16 protein-coding genes are annotated in these 17,651 nt (G+C 71.0%); 12 read left to right on the top strand and 4 right to left on the bottom strand.

Annotation, left to right across the window (positions count from 1 at the left end; all coding sequences use genetic code 11):
• The first annotated feature begins 186 nt into the window (after nucleotides 1–186).
• Both KM933_RS12700 and KM933_RS12705 read left to right on the top strand, forming a co-directional pair.
• Entirely contained in the window at nucleotides 187–888 is a 702-nt protein-coding gene (locus KM933_RS12700) for an HAD family hydrolase (RefSeq protein WP_221351398.1), read from the top strand.
• 433 nt (nucleotides 889–1,321) lie between these two features.
• Nucleotides 1,322–2,929 (top strand): ABC transporter substrate-binding protein, encoded by a 1,608-nt coding sequence (locus tag KM933_RS12705; RefSeq protein WP_221351400.1) that lies wholly within the window; start codon nucleotides 1,322–1,324, stop codon nucleotides 2,927–2,929.
• Nucleotides 2,930–3,221: 292 nt separating this feature from the next.
• Here the strand turns inward: KM933_RS12705 and KM933_RS12710 are convergent, their stop codons facing one another.
• Nucleotides 3,222–3,893 (bottom strand): response regulator, encoded by a 672-nt coding sequence (locus KM933_RS12710; RefSeq protein WP_016639462.1) that lies wholly within the window; start codon nucleotides 3,891–3,893, stop codon nucleotides 3,222–3,224.
• Nucleotides 3,894–3,977: 84 nt separating this feature from the next.
• A complete protein-coding gene (locus tag KM933_RS12715; RefSeq protein ID WP_221351402.1) occupies nucleotides 3,978–4,958 on the bottom strand; it encodes a RecB family exonuclease in 981 nt (326 codons plus the stop codon).
• A 183-nt stretch (nucleotides 4,959–5,141) separates the two neighbouring features.
• On the opposite strand from KM933_RS12715, the gene KM933_RS12720 reads away from it, so the two are divergent.
• The 3 genes from KM933_RS12720 (at nucleotide 5,142) to KM933_RS12730 (ending at nucleotide 8,502) form a co-directional block, all read left to right on the top strand.
• Nucleotides 5,142–6,725 (top strand): site-2 protease family protein, encoded by a 1,584-nt coding sequence (locus KM933_RS12720; protein WP_221351404.1) that lies wholly within the window; start codon nucleotides 5,142–5,144, stop codon nucleotides 6,723–6,725.
• Nucleotides 6,726–6,786: 61 nt separating this feature from the next.
• Nucleotides 6,787–7,692: a tRNA (adenine-N1)-methyltransferase gene (locus KM933_RS12725; protein ID WP_221351406.1), complete on the top strand. Its 906-nt coding sequence runs from the start codon at nucleotides 6,787–6,789 to the stop codon at nucleotides 7,690–7,692.
• Between the two features lie 222 nt (nucleotides 7,693–7,914).
• Entirely contained in the window at nucleotides 7,915–8,502 is a 588-nt protein-coding gene (locus KM933_RS12730; protein WP_221351408.1) for a hypothetical protein, read from the top strand.
• Nucleotides 8,503–8,545: 43 nt separating this feature from the next.
• Here KM933_RS12730 and KM933_RS12735 read toward each other — a convergent pair whose 3' ends face one another.
• A complete protein-coding gene (locus KM933_RS12735) occupies nucleotides 8,546–8,851 on the bottom strand; it encodes a ferredoxin (protein WP_221351410.1) in 306 nt (101 codons plus the stop codon).
• Between the two features lie 252 nt (nucleotides 8,852–9,103).
• Here KM933_RS12735 and arc point away from each other — a divergent pair, with 252 nt between their 5' ends.
• The 6 genes from arc (at nucleotide 9,104) to prcA (ending at nucleotide 15,070) form a co-directional block, all read left to right on the top strand.
• Nucleotides 9,104–10,870 carry a proteasome ATPase gene (gene arc / locus KM933_RS12740; protein WP_221351411.1) on the top strand — a complete coding sequence of 589 codons (1,767 nt, stop codon included), beginning with the start codon at nucleotides 9,104–9,106 and terminating at the stop codon, nucleotides 10,868–10,870.
• Between the two features lie 234 nt (nucleotides 10,871–11,104).
• Nucleotides 11,105–12,616: a depupylase/deamidase Dop gene (dop, locus tag KM933_RS12745; protein ID WP_221351413.1), complete on the top strand. Its 1,512-nt coding sequence runs from the start codon at nucleotides 11,105–11,107 to the stop codon at nucleotides 12,614–12,616.
• A 166-nt stretch (nucleotides 12,617–12,782) separates the two neighbouring features.
• Nucleotides 12,783–12,998, top strand: coding sequence for a ubiquitin-like protein Pup (locus tag KM933_RS12750; protein WP_123544333.1), 216 nt, complete (start codon nucleotides 12,783–12,785; stop codon nucleotides 12,996–12,998).
• A gap of 124 nt (nucleotides 12,999–13,122) precedes the next feature.
• Nucleotides 13,123–13,449, top strand: coding sequence for an endonuclease domain-containing protein (locus tag KM933_RS12755; protein WP_308013365.1), 327 nt, complete (start codon nucleotides 13,123–13,125; stop codon nucleotides 13,447–13,449).
• Nucleotides 13,401–14,246, top strand: a complete 846-nt coding sequence (gene prcB, locus KM933_RS12760) for a proteasome subunit beta (RefSeq protein ID WP_221351415.1) — start codon at nucleotides 13,401–13,403, stop codon at nucleotides 14,244–14,246. The genes KM933_RS12755 and prcB overlap by 49 nt, the downstream gene beginning before the upstream one ends.
• A gap of 59 nt (nucleotides 14,247–14,305) precedes the next feature.
• Nucleotides 14,306–15,070 carry a proteasome subunit alpha gene (gene prcA, locus KM933_RS12765; RefSeq protein WP_221351417.1) on the top strand — a complete coding sequence of 255 codons (765 nt, stop codon included), beginning with the start codon at nucleotides 14,306–14,308 and terminating at the stop codon, nucleotides 15,068–15,070.
• 155 nt (nucleotides 15,071–15,225) lie between these two features.
• On the opposite strand, the gene KM933_RS12770 is transcribed toward prcA, so the two are convergent.
• Nucleotides 15,226–16,242 carry a LacI family DNA-binding transcriptional regulator gene (locus tag KM933_RS12770; protein ID WP_221351419.1) on the bottom strand — a complete coding sequence of 339 codons (1,017 nt, stop codon included), beginning with the start codon at nucleotides 16,240–16,242 and terminating at the stop codon, nucleotides 15,226–15,228.
• Between the two features lie 142 nt (nucleotides 16,243–16,384).
• On the opposite strand from KM933_RS12770, the gene KM933_RS12775 reads away from it, so the two are divergent.
• Nucleotides 16,385–17,644, top strand: a complete 1,260-nt coding sequence (locus KM933_RS12775) for an MFS transporter (RefSeq protein ID WP_221351421.1) — start codon at nucleotides 16,385–16,387, stop codon at nucleotides 17,642–17,644.
• Nucleotides 17,645–17,651: the final 7 nt, after the last annotated feature.

The following is a 17,651-nucleotide window of genomic DNA, read 5'->3' on the forward strand; positions in this document are numbered from 1 at the left end:
CCCTGCCCCCTGCCCCCTGCCCCCGGCCCCCTGCCTCCGGCCCTCGGCAGAGGCCCCCCGGCCCCGGCCCCCGGCACCCGCCCTCCGAAGGACACTTCCGCGGACGCCGACGTACACTGGTCGGTCCAGCGCAGGCCGGTCCCCGCCCGGGGGCCGGCCTTCTCGTCCCTCAACGGAGGTGTGCCGATGACCAGTACGGTCCCCGCTCCAGGTGTCCGCACGACCCGGGGCTCCGCCCTGCAGGCCGTGCTCCTCGACATGGACGGCACCCTGGTGGACACCGAGGGGTTCTGGTGGGACGCCGAGGTCGAGGTGTTCTCGCGGCTGGGCCACACACTGGACGAGTCCTGGCGGCACATCGTGGTCGGCGGCCCCATGTCCCGCAGCGCCGGTTTCCTCATCCAGGCCACCGGCGCCGACATCGGCCTCCCCGAGCTCACGGTGCTGCTGAACGACGGGTTCGAGGAGCGGCTCGGCCGTGACCTCCCGCTGATGCCGGGTGCCGCGGAACTCCTGGCCGAACTCGCCGCCCACGGCGTCCCCACGGCACTGGTCTCCGCCTCCCACCGCCGCATCATCGACCGCGTCCTGGAGTCGATCGGCGCCCACCACTTCGACCTGACCGTCGCGGGCGACGAGGTCGAACGCACCAAGCCCTTCCCCGACCCGTACCTGCTCGCGGCCGCCCGGCTCGGCGCGGATCCGGCCGGATGCGCGGTGATCGAGGACACCGCGACGGGCGTGGCGTCCGCCGAGGCCGCGGGCTGCCACGTCGTGGCCGTGCCCTCGGTGGCCCCGATCGAGCCGGCCGCCGGACGGACCGTCGTGACCACCCTGGAACAGGTCGACCTGTCTTTTCTCCAGGGTCTGATGACGGAAAAGCGCTAATCGGGTACGCACGGTGCGCGGAGGAATGCGGAAAACCGCGTGAGGGGCGCACCGGAGTAATTCGATCACCACCGGCGCCCTGTTCGGTCGATCGAATTCCGGTGCGCGCTAACATAGTTGAGCGTGTGACGTTCACCACTCCAGAGGGGGTCGGCGGGGGTTTCCGGGGGTGGTGGATGGGTGTTTTCGATGATGGGTGGTGCGCCCTTGTGTCCCGTTTCGTGGGATCGTGTACGAATCCTTCCGCTGTCGGTTTTTCAGTGCGTCCACACCCGGTTCCGCAGCGTGATGGGACCTTATGACCGGTCCCTGCGGGGCGCCTCGCCGACGCGGACTAATCTCGTCGCGAGAACATCGACGCGACCCCCGTTTCCCGTACGCACCACCCCGGCCTGCCGGGAAGCGGGATCTACAGCCCTGGAGAACCTCGAGCATGAACCGTAAGCCTTTGGTGCTGCCGGCCGCGATCGGTCTGCTCGCCTCTGTCCTCGCCGCGTGCGGCGGCTCCGACAGCGGGGGCGACAGTGGCGAAGCGATCGTCGTCGGTACCACCGACGTGTTCGCCGCCTCGAAGGAGACCCCGGCCCCGTTCGATCCGGCCTACGCGTACGACCTCGGCGCCTGGAACGTCCTGCGCCAGACGGTCCAGACCCTGATGGCCATGCCCAACGGCGGCGGCGACCCGGTTCCGGAGGCCGCCGAGGAGTGCGGTTTCACCGACTCCGGCAACGAGCGCTACGCCTGCACCCTGCGCAAGGACCTCAAGTTCTCGGACGGCACGCCGGTCACCGCCGAGGACGTGAAGTTCTCCATCGACCGCGCGCTGCGGATCAAGGCCGACACCGAGGTCTACGCGCTGCTGTCGACGGTCGACGCCGTCGAGACCAAGGGCGACCGCGAGGTGATCTTCCACCTCAACACCGCCGACGCCACCTTCCCGTTCAAGCTCTCCACGCCGGTCGCGGGCATCGTCAACCCCGCCGACTACGACAAGGGCAAGCTGCGCAACGGCCTGGAGGTGAGCAGCTCCGGCCCGTACACCCTCAAGGCCGAGGCCGACGGCGAGGACGTCACGAGCATCGTCTTCACCAAGAACCCCCACTACCAGGGGATCTCCGAGGTGAAGAACGAGAAGGCCGAACTGCGGTCCTTCGAGGACGCCGACGCCATGGGCGCCGCGCTCGACAAGGGCGACATCGACATGATGACCCGCACCATGTCGCCCGAGCAGATCAAGAAGCTGCAGAACGCCAAGGACAGCGACATCGACGTGATCGAGCAGCCGGGTCTGGAGATCCGCTACATCGGTTTCGACACCGAGGACCCGTCGCTGAAGGACAAGGCGGTCCGGCAGGCGATCGCCCGCATCGTCAACCGCGGCGAGCTGACCTCCAGGGTGTACGGCTCCGGCGCCGAGCCCCTGTACTCGATGGTCCCGGCCACGGTCACCGGTCACGCCAACTCGTTCTTCAACGAGTACGGCGAGCCGGACGTCGCCGCGGCCAAGACGCTGCTCGCCGAGGCCAACATCACGACGCCCGTGAAGTTCACGATGAACTACACGACGGACCACTACGGCTCCGCCACCAAGACCGAGTTCGAGACGCTGCAGAAGCAGCTCAACGACACCGGCCTCTTCGACGTGGACATCAAGGGCGAGAAGTGGGAGACCTACCGCCCCAAGCAGCGCGAGGGCAAGTTCGCGGTCTACGGCATGGGCTGGTTCCCCGACTTCCCGGACGCGGAGACCTTCCTCACGCCGTTCCTCGACAAGAACAACACCATCGCGCTGCCGTACGCGAACAAGCAGATCCGTGAGGAACTGATCCCGAAGTCGCGTCGTGAGGCCGACCGGCTCAGCGCCGCGGAGAGTCTGGAGAAGATCCAGAGCATCGTCGCCTCCGACGTCCCGCTCCTGCCCCTGTGGCAGGGCAAGCAGTACGTCGCCGTGCGGGACGACGTCACCGGCGCCGAGTACGCGGTCAACTCCTCGGCCACGCTGCAGCTGTGGGAGCTGGCCCGCGGAGTGGGCAGCAACTGACGCCCGGCACACCGCCGACGGACCGGAGGGCCGGTCCCGCCCCGAGAGGGCGGGACCGGCCCTTTGGCCGTTCACCGGCCGCGGCCCGCCCCGCACACGGAGGAGGGCCGCCCCCTCCGGCCGGGGCGGCCCTCCTCCGCACGGACGCGTGCGGACGCGTACGGACGCACGGACGTGCACGGACGCANGCCCCCTCCGGCCGGGGCGGCCCTCCTCCGCACGGACGCGTGCGGACGCGTACGGACGCACGGACGTGCACGGACGCATGCGGGGCCGTGCGGCCCCGGCCCGGTCACTGCGCGCCGGGACGCACCAACCCGCTCTCGTACGCGTACACCGCGGCCTGCACCCGGTCCCGCAGTCCCAGCTTGGTGAGCACGTGCCCCACATGGGTCTTGACCGTGGTCTCGCTGACGAACAGGTCGGCGGCGATCTCCGCGTTCGACAGACCACGGGCCACCAGCTTCAGCACCTCCACCTCGCGCTCGGTGAGGGTGTGGAGGGTGTCGGGCACCGGCTCGTCGCCCGACGGCAGATGGCCCGCGTACTTGTCGAGCAGCCGGCGCGTGATGCTGGGGGCCAGCATGGCCTCGCCCGCGGCGACCACCCGGATCGCCTGCACCAGCTCGTTGGCCGGCGCGTCCTTCAGGAGGAAGCCGCTGGCACCGGCGCGCAGGGCCTCCACCACGTACTCGTCGAGGTCGAAGGTCGTCAGGACCAGCACCTTCGCCGGACCGTCCCGGCCCGGACCGGTGATCTGCCGGGTCGCCTCGACCCCGTCCATCCTCGGCATGCGGATGTCCATCAGCACCACATCGGGCTGCAGGGCACGCACCTGGTCGAGCGCCTGGAGACCGTCACCGGCCTCGCCGACGACCGCGATGTCCTGCTCGGCCTCCAGGATCATCCGGAAGCCGGTGCGCAGCAGCGGCTGGTCGTCGACCAGTAGGACGCGGATGGCCACGTGATTCTCCTTCGCTAGTCCGCCCCCATTCTGCCCTGCGCCGGTCGCCCGGCCCGCCCGCGGGGCACCCGCGGCCCGCCGGGCCTACGCGCCGCCGGACTCCCCGCCGGTCCCGGACTCCCTGCCGGTCCCGGACGCCCGCGCCGGCAGGACCGGCAGCGGATACGGCGGGGGAGTGCCGCCGAACTCCGGGCAGACGGAGCGGTGGTCGCACCAGCCGCAGAGCTTGGTGCGCCGCGGACGCCAGTCACCGGTCTCCGTGGCGAGCCGGATCGCCTCCCACAGCGAGTGCAGCTTGCGCTCCACCCGCTCCAGGTCGGCCGGCACCGGGTCGTACGTGAGCACGTCGCCGCTGCCCAGATAGACGAGCTGGAGGCGGCGCGGGACGACCTGCTTGAGCCGCCACACCACGAGGGCGTAGAACTTCATCTGGAACAGGGCGCCCTCGGCGTACTCCGGACGCGGGGCCTTTCCCGTCTTGTAGTCGACGATCCGCACCTCACCGGTGGGCGCCACGTCGACGCGGTCGATGATGCCGCGCAGTTTCAGGCCCGAGTCGAGCTGCGCCTCCACGAAGAGCTCGCGCTCGGCGGGTTCGAGGCGGGTCGGGTCCTCCAGCGTGAACCAGCGCTCGACCAGCCGCTCGGCCTCGCCGAGCCAGCGTGCCAGCTTCTCGCCCGCGTCCTGCTCGTCGGAGTCCGCGAACAGCCCGGCCAGCTCCGGCTTCGCCGCCAGCAGTCGCTCCCACTGGCCCGGGATCAGCGACTTGGCGCGCGGCGCCGTCCGCTCGCCGGCCGGGGAGTCGAAGAGCCGCTCCAGGACCGCGTGCACCAGCGTCCCGCGGGTGGCCGCCTCGCTCGGCTTCTCGGGCAGCTTGTCGATCACCCGGAACCGGTACAGCAGCGGACACTGCATGAAGTCCCCGGCCCGGGAGGGCGACAGGGAGGCAGGAGCCACGGCCCCGGTGCCGCGCCCGCCGGTGGCGTGCCGCGCCCCCGCGTCGGCGGTGTCGGGCGAGGAGGCCGGGGCGTCCGCCGGTACGGCGCCGTCGGTGCTGGTTTCCATGACGACAGACCTTACGGCTCCCCACTGACACAGCGGCACACGGTGATCCACGCCTCGTACGCCCGTACGGAAAACGGATGGGGTGCCGGGGCCGAACACACCACGACGGACGCATACCATCGACCACAAGACCGCTCGCGGGGCATGATCGCGAGCGGGACACGCGGCGGACGAGGGGACATCGTGGACGAGAGCGGCGGAAGCGGGCAGCCGCGTTCCGGCACGGACGAGGCGGACGAGCGCCGCACGGGCCGGCCGCGGCCCGGCGACCCGGCGGCCACGACGGCCCGGCCGCCCTCCGCCCAGGACCCGTCCGCCACCGACGCCCCGGCGCAGCAGCCGGACCCGGCCCTGCCCGGACCGTCCCAGGACCCGGTGGCGGACCGCTTCCGCAAGGGCCCGGTCGCCGCGGACCCCCCGCCGGCCGCCCGGGCCCGGCAGACGCCGCCGCCCGACACGGACCCGTCCGCCACCGACGCCCCGGCGGACCCGCGGACCGGCGGTCCCCACGCCCCCCGGCACGCGCACGACGCCCACCGCTCCGATGCGCACACCATCCCCGACCCCGACAAGGGCGGAAAGAGCGGGAAGGGCCCGGCCCCCCGGCGAGCCAAGGAGCCCGGCGGCGGCCTCCTCATGGGACGCCCCTTCGGCGTACCCGTGTACGTGGCCCCCAGCTGGTTCCTCGTCGCCGCCCTCATCACCTGGGTCTTCGGCGGCCAGCTCGACCGGGTCCTGCCCGAACTGGGCATGGCCCGCTACCTCGTCTCGCTCTTCTTCGCGGTCGCCTTCTACGCCTCCGTCCTCGTCCACGAACTGGCGCACACGGTCGCGGCCCTGCGCTTCGGGCTGCCCGTGCGCCGTATCCAGCTGCAGTTCTTCGGAGGCGTCTCCGAGATCGAGAAGGAGTCCGAGACGCCCGGGCGCGAGTTCGTCCTGGCCTTCGTCGGCCCGCTGCTCTCCCTCGTCCTCGGCGGCCTCTTCTACGTCGCCCTCCAGGCCGTCGAACCGGGCACCGTCCCCGGCGTCCTGCTGGCCGGCCTGATGATCTCGAACCTGATCGTCGCCGCGTTCAACCTGCTCCCCGGCCTCCCCCTCGACGGTGGCCGCATGCTCCGGGCCGTCGTCTGGAAGATCACCGGCAGACCCATGACCGGCACCGTCGCCGCCGCCTGGGTCGGCCGCGCCCTCGCGATCTCGGTCCTCGTCGGACTGCCCCTGTTCACGCACTCCGGCGCGCTCGGCGCGGACGCCGACGACATCGGCGGCATGGACACCGTCATGGACGCCCTGCTCGCCGCGATCCTCGCCGCGATCATCTGGACCGGCGCCGGGAACAGCCTGCGCATGGCCCGGCTGCGCGAGCACCTGCCCGAGCTCCGGGCCCGCGCCCTCACCCGGCGCGCCGTCCCCGTCGAGAGCGACACCCCGCTCTCCGAGGCGCTGCGCCGTGCCAACGCCGCCGGCGCGCGCGCCCTGGTCGTGGTCGACGCCGAGGGCGAACCCCTGTCCCTGGTCCGCGAGGCCGCCATCGTGGGCGTCCCCGAACACCGCCGCCCCTGGGTCGCCGTCGGCGGCCTCGCCCAGGACCTGACGGACGGCATGCGCGTCTCCGCCGAACTGGCCGGCGAGGACCTCCTGGAGATCCTGCGCGCGACCCCCGCGACCGAGTACCTCGTGGTGGAGGACTCCGGCGAGATCTACGGCGTCCTCTCGGCGGCGGACGTGGAGAAGGCGTTCGTCAAGGCGATGGCCCGCCCCAGCTGAGCCCCCGGGCACACCGGGGCCGTGGTCGGCGCCCTCCGCGATCGCCGGTAGGCTGGTCCGCATGTCCGAACCGACCGGTGCCGCCCGCCGACGCGGGCCCTTCAAGGTCGGGGACCAGGTACAGCTGACCGACCCCAAGGGCCGCCACTACACGTTCACGCTCGAAGCAGGGAAGAACTTCCACACCCACAAGGGTTCCTTCCCGCACGACGAGCTGATCGGCGCGCCCGAGGGCAGCGTTGTCCGCACCACGGGGAACGTCGCCTATCTGGCGCTGCGCCCCCTGCTCCCCGACTACGTCCTGTCCATGCCCCGCGGCGCCGCCGTGGTCTACCCCAAGGACGCGGGGCAGATCCTGTCCTTCGCGGACATCTTCCCCGGCGCGCGCGTCGTGGAGGCGGGTGTGGGCTCCGGATCGCTCAGCAGCTTCCTGCTGCGCGCCATCGGCGACCAGGGCATGCTGCACTCCTACGAGCGCCGCGAGGACTTCGCCGAGATCGCCCGGGCCAACGTGGAACGCTACTTCGGCGGCCCCCACCCCGCCTGGCAGCTCACCGTCGGCGACCTCCAGGACAACCTGTCGGACACCGACGTCGACCGTGTCGTCCTCGACATGCTCGCCCCCTGGGAGTGCCTCGAAGCCGTCTCCAAGGCGCTCGTCCCCGGCGGCATCGTCTGCTGCTACGTGGCGACCACCACCCAGCTCGCCCGGACCGTCGAGTCCATCCGCGAGATCGGCTGCTTCAACGAGCCGACCGCCTGGGAGTCGATGGTCCGCAACTGGCACATCGAGGGCCTGGCCGTCCGCCCCGACCACCGGATGATCGGCCACACCGGCTTCCTGCTCACCGCCCGCCGCCTCGCGGACGGCGTCGAACCGCCCATGCGCCGCCGCCGTCCCTCCAAGGGCGCCTACGGCGAGGACTACACCGGCCCGAACGCCGAGGGCGGCGCCGCCGGCCGCTGACCCGGCCCCGCCCCCGCGCAACGCGCCACCACCGTGGCCGAGTTCCCGGACACCCCCCGGAACTCGGCCACACCGCTTCTCCCTTGACCTCCGCCCCGACCTTCCCCGACTCCTCCTCCGACGCCGCTCCGGTACCGCCCACCCCGCCGTTCCCCCGCGCTGTGACATGTGGCACCATGCTGGCCATCCCACCGGTACAGCCCTCACGGGAGACACTTCCTAGTGCAGCACTCCGCCGTCCCGGAACTGGCCCACACGCGCACTCGCCCGATCCACTGGGTCGCCACGGCGGCGGCGCTCGCCGCGGTCGTCGCGGCCTCCGCCTTCCTGCAACCCGACGCGGCCACGGCCGCCCAGCACGGCACGCGGGCCGCGAAGGACCCGGTCACCGCCGCGCCCCCCGACCCGGCCCGCGCCGAGTTCCCCCTCGACTGCGGCCCCGCGAAGGTCCTCGTCCAGCGGAAGGTCTCGGGCGACCTCGACGGCGACGGCCTCCCCGAGACGGTCGCCGCGGTCCGCTGCGAAGCGGGCTCGGGCACCCCGCCGAGCGGCGTCTACGTCCTCACCGGGACCGGGACCGGGAATGGGAATGCCCCGGGGGCACGCGTCGTCGCCACCCTCGTGGACCCGGAGGACCGGCTCTCCGTCCAGGACCTCACGCTCCGCGACGCGACGGTCACCGCGACCCTGCTCGGCTACTCCTCGCCCGACGTGCCCAGTTGCTGCCCCGACGTGGACGAGGACGTCAAGTGGCAGTGGAAGGACGGCGCCTTCCTGCGCTCGGCGCCACCGGCCGCCCGGAGCATGTGAGGGACCGGAAGCCCGCGGGTCCCGGGGAGCTGCGTCCGCTCCCTCACTCCGCGTCGGGACCGTGGACCTCGACACCGTCCGACACACGGCGTACGTGGATGCAGTCGCCCGGGCACTCCTTCGCGGAGTCGGCGACATCCCGCAGAAGTGTCAGGGGCACGGGCGTTGTCGCCCCCGGGGTCTGCAGGAGCTCGTCGGCGGGACTCTTCACGTAGGCCAGGCCGTCGATGTCCAGTTCGAAGACCTCGGGCGCGTACTGCGCGCAGATTCCGTCGCCGGTACACAGGTCCTGGTCGATCCAGACCTCCAGCGCCTCGGTGTCGGCTCCGGCCTCCTGCTGCACGGTCATATCTCCTGCCGTTTCCTTCGTCGAGCGGCCCGAAGGCGGGGAATCGGGCCAGCTCCGACGGGTGTTGAACACTTCGACCCTACCTCTGTCGGCTTCCCAATCATGTTGGGTGGGTATTCCCCTGGCGTGAGGGAGAGCGCAAGGGTGAAGATCGGACACACCCCGACCGTCTTTATGATCTAGGGGTTTCAATCGACACCCACCCAGGTAGGGTCTGGAAGCGTCCAGCTCCCCTTGGAGGAGGTGAGGACCGTGGCAGCCCACGACGACGACATGAACCGCGGCATCCGCCCGGGACGAGGGTCCGACGACCCGTCCGGGCAGATTGCCTACCTTGAGCAGGAGATCGCCGTCCTGCGACGCAAGCTCGCCGACTCTCCGCGGCACACGAGGATTCTCGAAGAGCGGATCGTCGAGCTGCAGACCAATCTGGCCGGCGTCTCCGCGCAGAACGAGCGGCTGGCGAACACCCTCAGAGAGGCCCGCGACCAGATCGTGGCCCTCAAGGAGGAGGTCGACCGGCTCGCGCAGCCGCCGGCCGGCTTCGGGGTGTTCCTCGCGGCCAACGAGGACGGCACGGCCGACATCTTCACCGGAGGCCGCAAACTCCGCGTGAACGTCAGCCCCGGCGTCGAGCTCGAAGAGCTCCGGCGCGGCCAGGAGATGATGCTCAACGAGGCCCTCAACGTGGTCGAGGCCATGGAGTACGAGAGCGTCGGCGACATCGTCACCCTGAAGGAGGTCCTGGAGGACGGCGAACGCGCCCTCGTGGTCGGGCACACCGACGAGGAGCGGGTGGTACGGCTCGCCGAGCCGCTGCTGGACATCACCATCCGCCCCGGCGACGCCCTGCTCCTGGAACCCCGCTCGGGCTACGTCTACGAGGTGGTCCCCAAGAGCGAGGTCGAGGAGCTCGTCCTCGAAGAGGTCCCCGACATCGGCTACGAGCAGATCGGCGGTCTGGGCGGCCAGATCGAGATGATCCGCGACGCGGTCGAGCTCCCGTACCTCTACCCCGACCTGTTCAAGGAGCACGAACTGCGGCCGCCCAAGGGTGTGCTGCTGTACGGGCCCCCCGGATGCGGCAAGACGCTCATCGCCAAGGCCGTCGCCAACTCGCTGGCCAAGAAGGTCGCCGAGGTGACCGGGCAGGCCACCGGCAAGAGCTTCTTCCTCAACATCAAGGGTCCCGAGCTCCTCAACAAGTACGTCGGCGAGACGGAGCGCCAGATCCGCCTCGTCTTCCAGCGGGCCCGGGAGAAGGCCAGCGAGGGCACCCCCGTCATCGTCTTCTTCGACGAGATGGAGTCCCTCTTCCGCACCCGCGGGTCCGGCGTCAGCTCGGACGTGGAGAACACCATCGTCCCGCAGCTGCTCGCCGAGATCGACGGTGTGGAGGGCCTGCAGAACGTGGTGGTGATCGGCGCCTCCAACCGCGAGGACATGATCGACCCCGCGATCCTGCGGCCCGGCCGGCTCGACGTCAAGATCAAGATCGAGCGCCCGGACGCCGAGGCGGCCAAGGACATCTTCGCCAAGTACCTCACCGAGCGCCTCCCGCTGCACGCCGACGACGTCGGCGAGCACGGCGGCAGCAAGAGCACCACCGTCCAGAGCATGATCCAGACGGCCGTCGAGCACATGTACACCGAGTCCGAGGAGAACCGCTTCCTCGAAGTCACCTACGCCAACGGCGACAAGGAAGTCCTCTACTTCAAGGACTTCAACTCCGGCGCCATGATCGAGAACATCGTCGGCCGCGCCAAGAAGATGGCGATCAAGGACTTCCTCGAACACAGCCAGAAGGGCCTGCGCGTCTCCCACCTGCTCCAGGCATGCGTGGACGAGTTCAAGGAGAACGAGGACCTGCCCAACACCACCAACCCGGACGACTGGGCCCGCATCTCCGGAAAGAAGGGCGAGCGGATCGTTTACATCCGTACGCTCATCACCGGAAAGCAGGGCGCGGACACCGGACGCTCCATCGACACGGTGGCGAACACCGGTCAGTACCTGTAAAAGACAGGGCGGCTGCGGGTGCCCTCACCGGGTACCCGCAGCCGACTGCTTTCCGGGACACGGCCGGAGCCGAGCAATGACGCAAATGATCTCCCCACCGGCGCGGTGGCGTTCTAGGCTCTTCGGTACCGCCGAGTCGCGCAGTGCGGGGACGGGCACCGCACACGCACCGGAGCGCCAGCGGTACGTGAGCGGCGTCCCCGACCGAGGACGCCGCCGGGCAAGGAGGGCCGCATGACCGTACGGCGAGTAATGGGCATCGAGACGGAATACGGGATCTCCGTCCCCGGCCACCCCAACGCCAATGCCATGCTCACCTCGTCCCAGATCGTCAACGCCTACGCGGCGGCGATGCACCGGGCCCGCCGGGCCCGCTGGGACTTCGAGGAGGAGAACCCGCTGCGGGACGCGCGGGGCTTCGACCTCGCCCGCGAGGCCGCCGACTCCAGTCAGCTCACCGACGAGGACATCGGTCTCGCCAACGTCATCCTCACCAACGGGGCACGGCTCTACGTCGACCACGCGCACCCCGAGTACAGCGCCCCCGAGGTGACCAACCCGCTCGACGCCGTCCTGTGGGACAAGGCCGGCGAACGCATCATGGCGGAAGCCGCCGAACGGGCCGCCCAGCTCCCCGGCGCCCAGCCGATCCACCTCTACAAGAACAACACCGACAACAAGGGCGCCTCCTACGGCACGCACGAGAACTACCTGATGAAGCGGGAGACCGCCTTCTCGGACATCGTGCGCCACCTCACCCCGTTCTTCGTCTCCCGCCAGGTGGTCACCGGGGCGGGCCGCGTCGGCATCGGGCAGGACGGGCACGAGCACGGCTTCCAGCTCAGCCAGCGCGCGGACTACTTCGAGGTCGAGGTCGGCCTGGAGACCACCCTGAAGCGCCCCATCATCAACACCCGCGACGAACCGCACGCCGACGCCGAGAAGTACCGCCGCCTGCACGTCATCATCGGCGACGCGAACCTCTCCGAGATCTCGACCTACCTCAAGCTCGGCACCACCGCCCTCGTCCTGTCCATGATCGAGGACGGCTTCATCGCGGTCGACCTCGCCGTGGACCAGCCCGTCCGCACCCTGCACCAGGTCTCGCACGACCCGTCCCTCACCCACCTGGTCACCCTCCGCAGCGGCCGCACGCTCACCGCCGTCCAGCTCCAGATGGAGTACTACGAACTGGCACGCAAATACGTCGAGGAGCGGTTCGGGTCCGACGCCGACGACCAGACCAAGGACGTACTGGCCCGCTGGGAGGACGTCCTCGGCCGCCTGGAGACCAACCCCATGAGCCTCGCCGGCGAACTGGACTGGGTCGCCAAGCGGGAACTCATGGAGGGCTACCGGCGCCGCGACGACCTCGACTGGGACGCCGCCCGGCTGCACCTGGTCGACCTCCAGTACGCCGACGTGCGCCCCGACAAGGGCCTCTACAACCGCCTGGCCGCCCGCGGCAGGATCAAGCGGCTGCTCGACGAGGCGGACGTGGAGCGGGCCGAGACCAAGCCGCCCGAGGACACCCGCGCCTACTTCCGCGGACGCTGCCTGGAGCAGTACGCGGACGACGTCGCGGCCGCCTCCTGGGACTCCGTGATCTTCGACCTGCCGGGCCGGGACTCGCTCCAGCGCGTCCCAACCCTGGAGCCGCTTCGCGGAACGCGTAATCACGTCAAAGCACTCCTCGATCGCTGCCGCACCGCGGAGGACCTGGTCAAGGTCCTGTCGGGGCACTGAAGCGGCCGGGAAGCCGATCCGTCCCGGCAGGGTGGAAAAGCCGCCGTCCGGGAATCATCGGAGTGGTTCCCGGACGTTGGAGGAACTGCGGGGCCGAAGTCGGACCCTGCTTGTAGGGTCTGATTAGGGTCTGATCAAGAACGTCGAACCGAGCGGGGTGAGGGTTATGGCGACCAAGGACACCGGCGGCGGACAGCAGAAGGCGACGCGCAGCACCGAGGAGGTCGAGGAGGCGCCCGAGGCGCAGGCATCCGAGGACCTCAAGGAACGCCAGGAGAAGCTGAGCGACGACGTGGACTCGGTGCTGGACGAGATCGACGACGTACTCGAAGAGAACGCAGAGGACTTCGTGCGCTCATTCGTCCAGAAGGGCGGCGAGTAACCTTCGATTCGAAGGTTACGAAGGTGCTGAGCCTGGCGAGCGGGGAAGTGATGAAGCGCGGCGTGCGGTGAGGTGAGGACGAGCCGCACGCGGCCTCCGCTAGCGGAGGACCGGATCCGGCGGGCTGCCGACGCGTCGCACGGCGGACCGGACCGCCGAAGGGCGCGCACGTCGTCCCGGACGCCACCGCGGCACGGCCGGAGCCGAGTGCGACGGGGCGGCCGCCGCCCGGACGGGGCTCCGTCCGGTCCGCCGGAAAGCTCCGGCCGCGCAGGTGGATCACCGCCACGGGACGGGTAGGGTCCGTGGCGTACTGTGCTTCAACTGCAATTCCGGCCTCGGCCTGTTGAGGGATGACCCCGACGTGATGAACCGAGCTGCCGACTACCTGGAAGGAAACGCGTGGAAGCCAACACTCGTAGCACCGGGCGTCTACCGGCTGCCTTCCTGACGCCCGGGTCGTCGTCCTTCATGGACTTCCTGTCCGAGCACCAGCCGGAGATGCTCCCGGGCAAGCGGCAGCTGCCGCCCACGCAGGGAGTGATCGAGGCCCCGCACGGCACGACCATCGTCGCCGTCACCTTCGCCGGCGGTGTCGTGCTCGCCGGTGACCGCAGGGCCACCATGGGGAACGTCATCGCGCAGCGGGACATCGAGAAGGTGTTCCCGGCGGACGAGTACTCGGCCGTCGGTATCGCCGGCACCGCGGGCCTGGCCGTCGAGATGGTGAAGCTGTTCCAGCTGGAGCTGGAGCACTTCGAGAAGGTGGAGGGCACCACGCTCTCCCTGGAGGGCAAGGCCAACCGCCTGTCCACGATGATCCGTTCGAACCTCGGCATGGCCATGCAGGGTCTCGCGGTGGTCCCGCTCTTCGCCGGGTTCGACGTCGACCGCGACCGGGGCCGCATCTTCTCCTACGACGTGACCGGCGGCCGCTCGGAGGAGCACGGTTACGCGGCCACGGGCTCCGGTTCGCTCTTCGCCCGCGGCGCCATGAAGAAGCTCTACCGCAAGGACCTGACGGAGGAGCAGGCCACGACGCTCGTCGTGCAGGCGCTGTACGACGCGGCAGACGACGACTCGGCGACCGGTGGTCCCGATGTCGCCCGCCGGATCTACCCGATCGTCACCGTGATCACCGAGGACGGCTTCCGCCGGCTCACGGACCAGGAGTCCTCCGACATCGCCCGCGCGATCCTGGAGCGGCGGCTGGAGCAGCCCGACGGGCCGCGCGCCGAACTGCTCTGACGGCGGACCGTGTTTTTCCAGGTGATCCAGTGACTTCCACAGAAAGGGACGGATAGCCGGTGTCGACGCCGTTCTACGTATCACCCCAGCAGGCCATGGCCGACCGGGCGGAGTACGCCCGCAAGGGCATCGCCCGTGGTCGCAGCCTCGTTGTGCTGCAGTTCGCCGACGGCATCGTGTTCGTCGGCGAGAACCCGTCCCGTGCGCTGCACAAGTTCAGTGAGATCTACGACCGGATCGGTTTCGCCGCGGCCGGTAAGTACAACGAGTACGAGAATCTGCGGATCGGCGGTGTGCGCTATGCCGATCTGCGGGGTTACACCTACGACCGTGACGATGTGACGGCCCGTGGTCTGGCCAACGTCTACGCGCAGACGCTGGGCACGATCTTCTCGTCCGCGGCGGAGAAGCCGTACGAGGTGGAGCTGGTGGTCGCCGAGGTGGGGGAGACCCCCGAGGGCGACCAGATCTACCGGCTGCCGCACGACGGCTCGATCGTGGACGAGCACGGGTCGGTCGCGGTGGGCGGCAATGCCGAGACGATCAGTACGTACCTCGACCAGCGGCACGAGGACGGGATGTCGCTGGCCGCCGCCCTGAAGCTGGCCGTGCAGGCGCTGTCCCGCGACACGAACGGCAGCGAGCGGGAGATTCCCGCGGAGCGGCTGGAGGTCGCGGTGCTGGACCGGACGCGGCCGCAGCAGCGGAAGTTCAAGCGGATCGTGGGGCGGCAGCTCGACCGGCTGCTGGCGGAGGGCGGGGCGTCCACCGCCGCGGAGGCCGAGAGCCCCGAGGACCCCGAGGACCCCGAAGACGGGGAGTGACCCCTCGAAGGTCTTGCCCCTTGTGTGCCCCCGGCCGGTCGACGGCCGGGGGCACACGGCGTTCGGGTTCCGGCCGCGGGGTCGGGTTCCGGTCCGCGCGGGCCGGTCGCACGGTTCCCCGCGCCCCTGAGGGGTCCCGCACGCCCCCGTGCCCTTCAGAAGGCGTTGGGTGGGGCTGTGGAGCCCCGGACCACGAGGGTCACCGGGATGTCCTCGCGGGCCGGTTCGCGGGACTCCAGGACCGCCAGGAGCGCCTGCATGCCCCGCTCCCCGAAGAGTTCGGCGTCGAGGCGGACCGTGGTGAGTTCCGGGTCCAGGGCCGTGGCGAGGGCCAGGTCGTCCAGGCCGGTGACGGAGAGGTCGCCGGGGATGCGCAGACCGAGCCGGCGGGCGGCCTTGTAGGCGCCGGCGGCCAGTTTGTCGTCGTCGCAGACCAGGGCGGTGGGCCGGGGGCCGGGGGCGGAGAGGGCGGTCTCCGCGGCGGTGCGGGCGCCGTCGATGGAGAGCGGGGCGGAGGCCGTGCGCAGTTCCGTGCCCGGCACCGCGGCCAGGCACCGGGCCAGTTCGCGGGCGCGCACCTCGAAGGTCCAGGAGGGGATGTCGGCGGCGAGGTGCAGGAAACGGCGGTGGCCGAGGGCCAGCAGGTGCCGGGCGGTCTGCCGGACGCCGTCGCGGATGTCGAGGTTGACGGTGGTGGCGCCGGTGCCGCCCGCCGGGTCGCTGTCGAGCATGACCAGGGGCAGCTGGTCGCCGCGGATCGCGGTGAGGGCCTCGGCGGCCATGGAGGAGGCGATGACGCCGTCGAGGGCGGCCTGTGCGGAGGCGAAGGGGTCCCGGGCCGGCCCGATGCCCTCGGGGGAGGGGTAGAGGACGACGCCGAACCCGTGGTCGGCGGCGACGCGGGCGGCGCCGGTGTACACCCCGGCGAAGAACTCGGTGGTCAGGGCGGGGACGACCAGGAGGACGGTACGGGTGCTGCCCAGGCGGAGGTTGCGGGCCGCGAGGTTGGGGCGGTAGCCGAGTTCCCGCGCGGCCTCCCGTACGCGCTGCGCGGTGGCCTCGGCGACGCGTCCGCGCCATTTGTCGCCGAGCACCAGGGAGACGGCCGCCTGGGACACCCCGGCGGCACGGGCGACGTCCCGGCTCGTGGGGCGGGTGCTGCCTGCTGCCACGGGTGACCTGTCTTTCTGCTGGACTCGCGGACTGCGCACATGGTACGTATGACGGACGACGTTATACGTACAACTTGCAGCGCTTCGTGGCACCGCGGACGAGGAATCACCGGGTGGCACGGAGCCGGGAGGAGGGCGGGCCATGGCCGCGGGGTACCTGGAGATCCTCCGGACGAGACATGCCGCGCGGCTGCTCGCGGGCACCCTGGTGGGCCGGCTGCCGAACGCCGCGGGCGCCATCGCGGTGGTGCTCTTCGTCCGCGCGGAGGGCGGCACCTACAGCCTGGCCGGGGCGCTCGCCGCGGTCTACGGGGTGTCCAACGCCGTGGGACAGCCGCTGCTCGGCCGTCTCGTGGACCTGTACGGGCAGCCGCGGGTGCAGTTGCCCGCCGCGCTCGTGTCCGCCCTGGGCATGACCGTGTTCGCGCTGACCGGCACGGGGTCGCTCCCGCTCGCGTACGCCCTCATGGCGGTCGCCGGGTTCTTCACGCCGCCGCTGGAGGGCGGGCTGCGGGCGCTGTGGCCCTCGGTCCTGCACAGGGAGGGGCAGGTCCACACGGCGTACGCGATGGACGCGGTGGCGCAGGAGGTGATGTTCACCGCCGGGCCGTTGCTGGTGACGCTCTGCGTGTCGCTGTGGTCCGCCCAGGCCGCACTGGTCGTCCTCAACGTGATCGGTGTCCTGGGCGCGCTCTCCGTGGTGGTCTCCGAGCCCTCGCGCGCGTGGCGTTCGGCGCCCCGCGAGGCGCACTGGCTCGGCGCGCTGCGTTCGCCCGGACTGCTCGCCCTGCTCGGCGCGTTCCTCTTCGTCGGTGTGGCGCTGGGCTCGATCACGGTCGCCGCCGTGTCGTACGCGGACGGCCACGGGGGCGACGCGACGTACGGCTGGCTGATGGCGGCGCTCGGCCTGGGCGCCCTGGTGGGCGGCACGGTGTACGGGGCGCGGCGCTGGAACGGTGCGCCGGAGCGGCGGCTGCGGGTGCTGGTGGCCCTCCTGGCGGTGTGCTACCTGCCGCTGGTGCTCGTGCCCGGGACGGTGGCCATGACGGCGCTGGTGGCCCTGGCGGGGGTGTTCCTGGCGCCCTGCATCGCCTGCGCGTTCGTCATCGTCGACCGGCACGCGCCGGGGGGCACGGTCACCGAGGCGTTCTCGTGGCTGGTGACCACGTTCACCGTGGGGGCGTCGGTCGGGACGGGCCTGGCGGGACCCGTCGTGGAGTGGGGCGGAGCCGTACGGGGCTTCGCCGTGCCCGGGGTCGCGGGGGTCGCCGCGCTGCTGGTCCTGCTGGCCACGGGACGGGTCCTCGCGGCCGCGGACGGCGGTGCGGTGGTGGGGACAAGTTCGGAAAATGATCGAAACGGTGCCGCCGAACCCCGTTTCAGCGCAGGCTCTCAGGCGTAATGTTCAG

It is taken from the genome of Streptomyces beigongshangae, from assembly GCF_019710745.1.
In the GTDB taxonomy this organism is placed as follows: domain Bacteria; phylum Actinomycetota; class Actinomycetes; order Streptomycetales; family Streptomycetaceae; genus Streptomyces; species Streptomyces beigongshangae.

Excerpts from the sequence above, each read along its gene's own strand:
- KM933_RS12700 (WP_221351398.1), top strand. The coding sequence starts at position 187 with ATGACCAGTACGGTCCCCGCTCCAGGTGTCCGCACGACCCGGGGCTCC.
- KM933_RS12705 (WP_221351400.1), top strand. The coding sequence starts at position 1,322 with ATGAACCGTAAGCCTTTGGTGCTGCCGGCCGCGATCGGTCTGCTCGCC.
- KM933_RS12715 (WP_221351402.1), bottom strand. The coding sequence starts at position 4,958 with ATGGAAACCAGCACCGACGGCGCCGTACCGGCGGACGCCCCGGCCTCC.
- KM933_RS12725 (WP_221351406.1), top strand. The coding sequence starts at position 6,787 with ATGTCCGAACCGACCGGTGCCGCCCGCCGACGCGGGCCCTTCAAGGTC.
- KM933_RS12735 (WP_221351410.1), bottom strand. The coding sequence starts at position 8,851 with ATGACCGTGCAGCAGGAGGCCGGAGCCGACACCGAGGCGCTGGAGGTC.
- dop (WP_221351413.1), top strand. The coding sequence starts at position 11,105 with ATGACCGTACGGCGAGTAATGGGCATCGAGACGGAATACGGGATCTCC.
- KM933_RS12750 (WP_123544333.1), top strand. The coding sequence starts at position 12,783 with ATGGCGACCAAGGACACCGGCGGCGGACAGCAGAAGGCGACGCGCAGC.
- KM933_RS12775 (WP_221351421.1), top strand. The coding sequence starts at position 16,385 with ATGGCCGCGGGGTACCTGGAGATCCTCCGGACGAGACATGCCGCGCGG.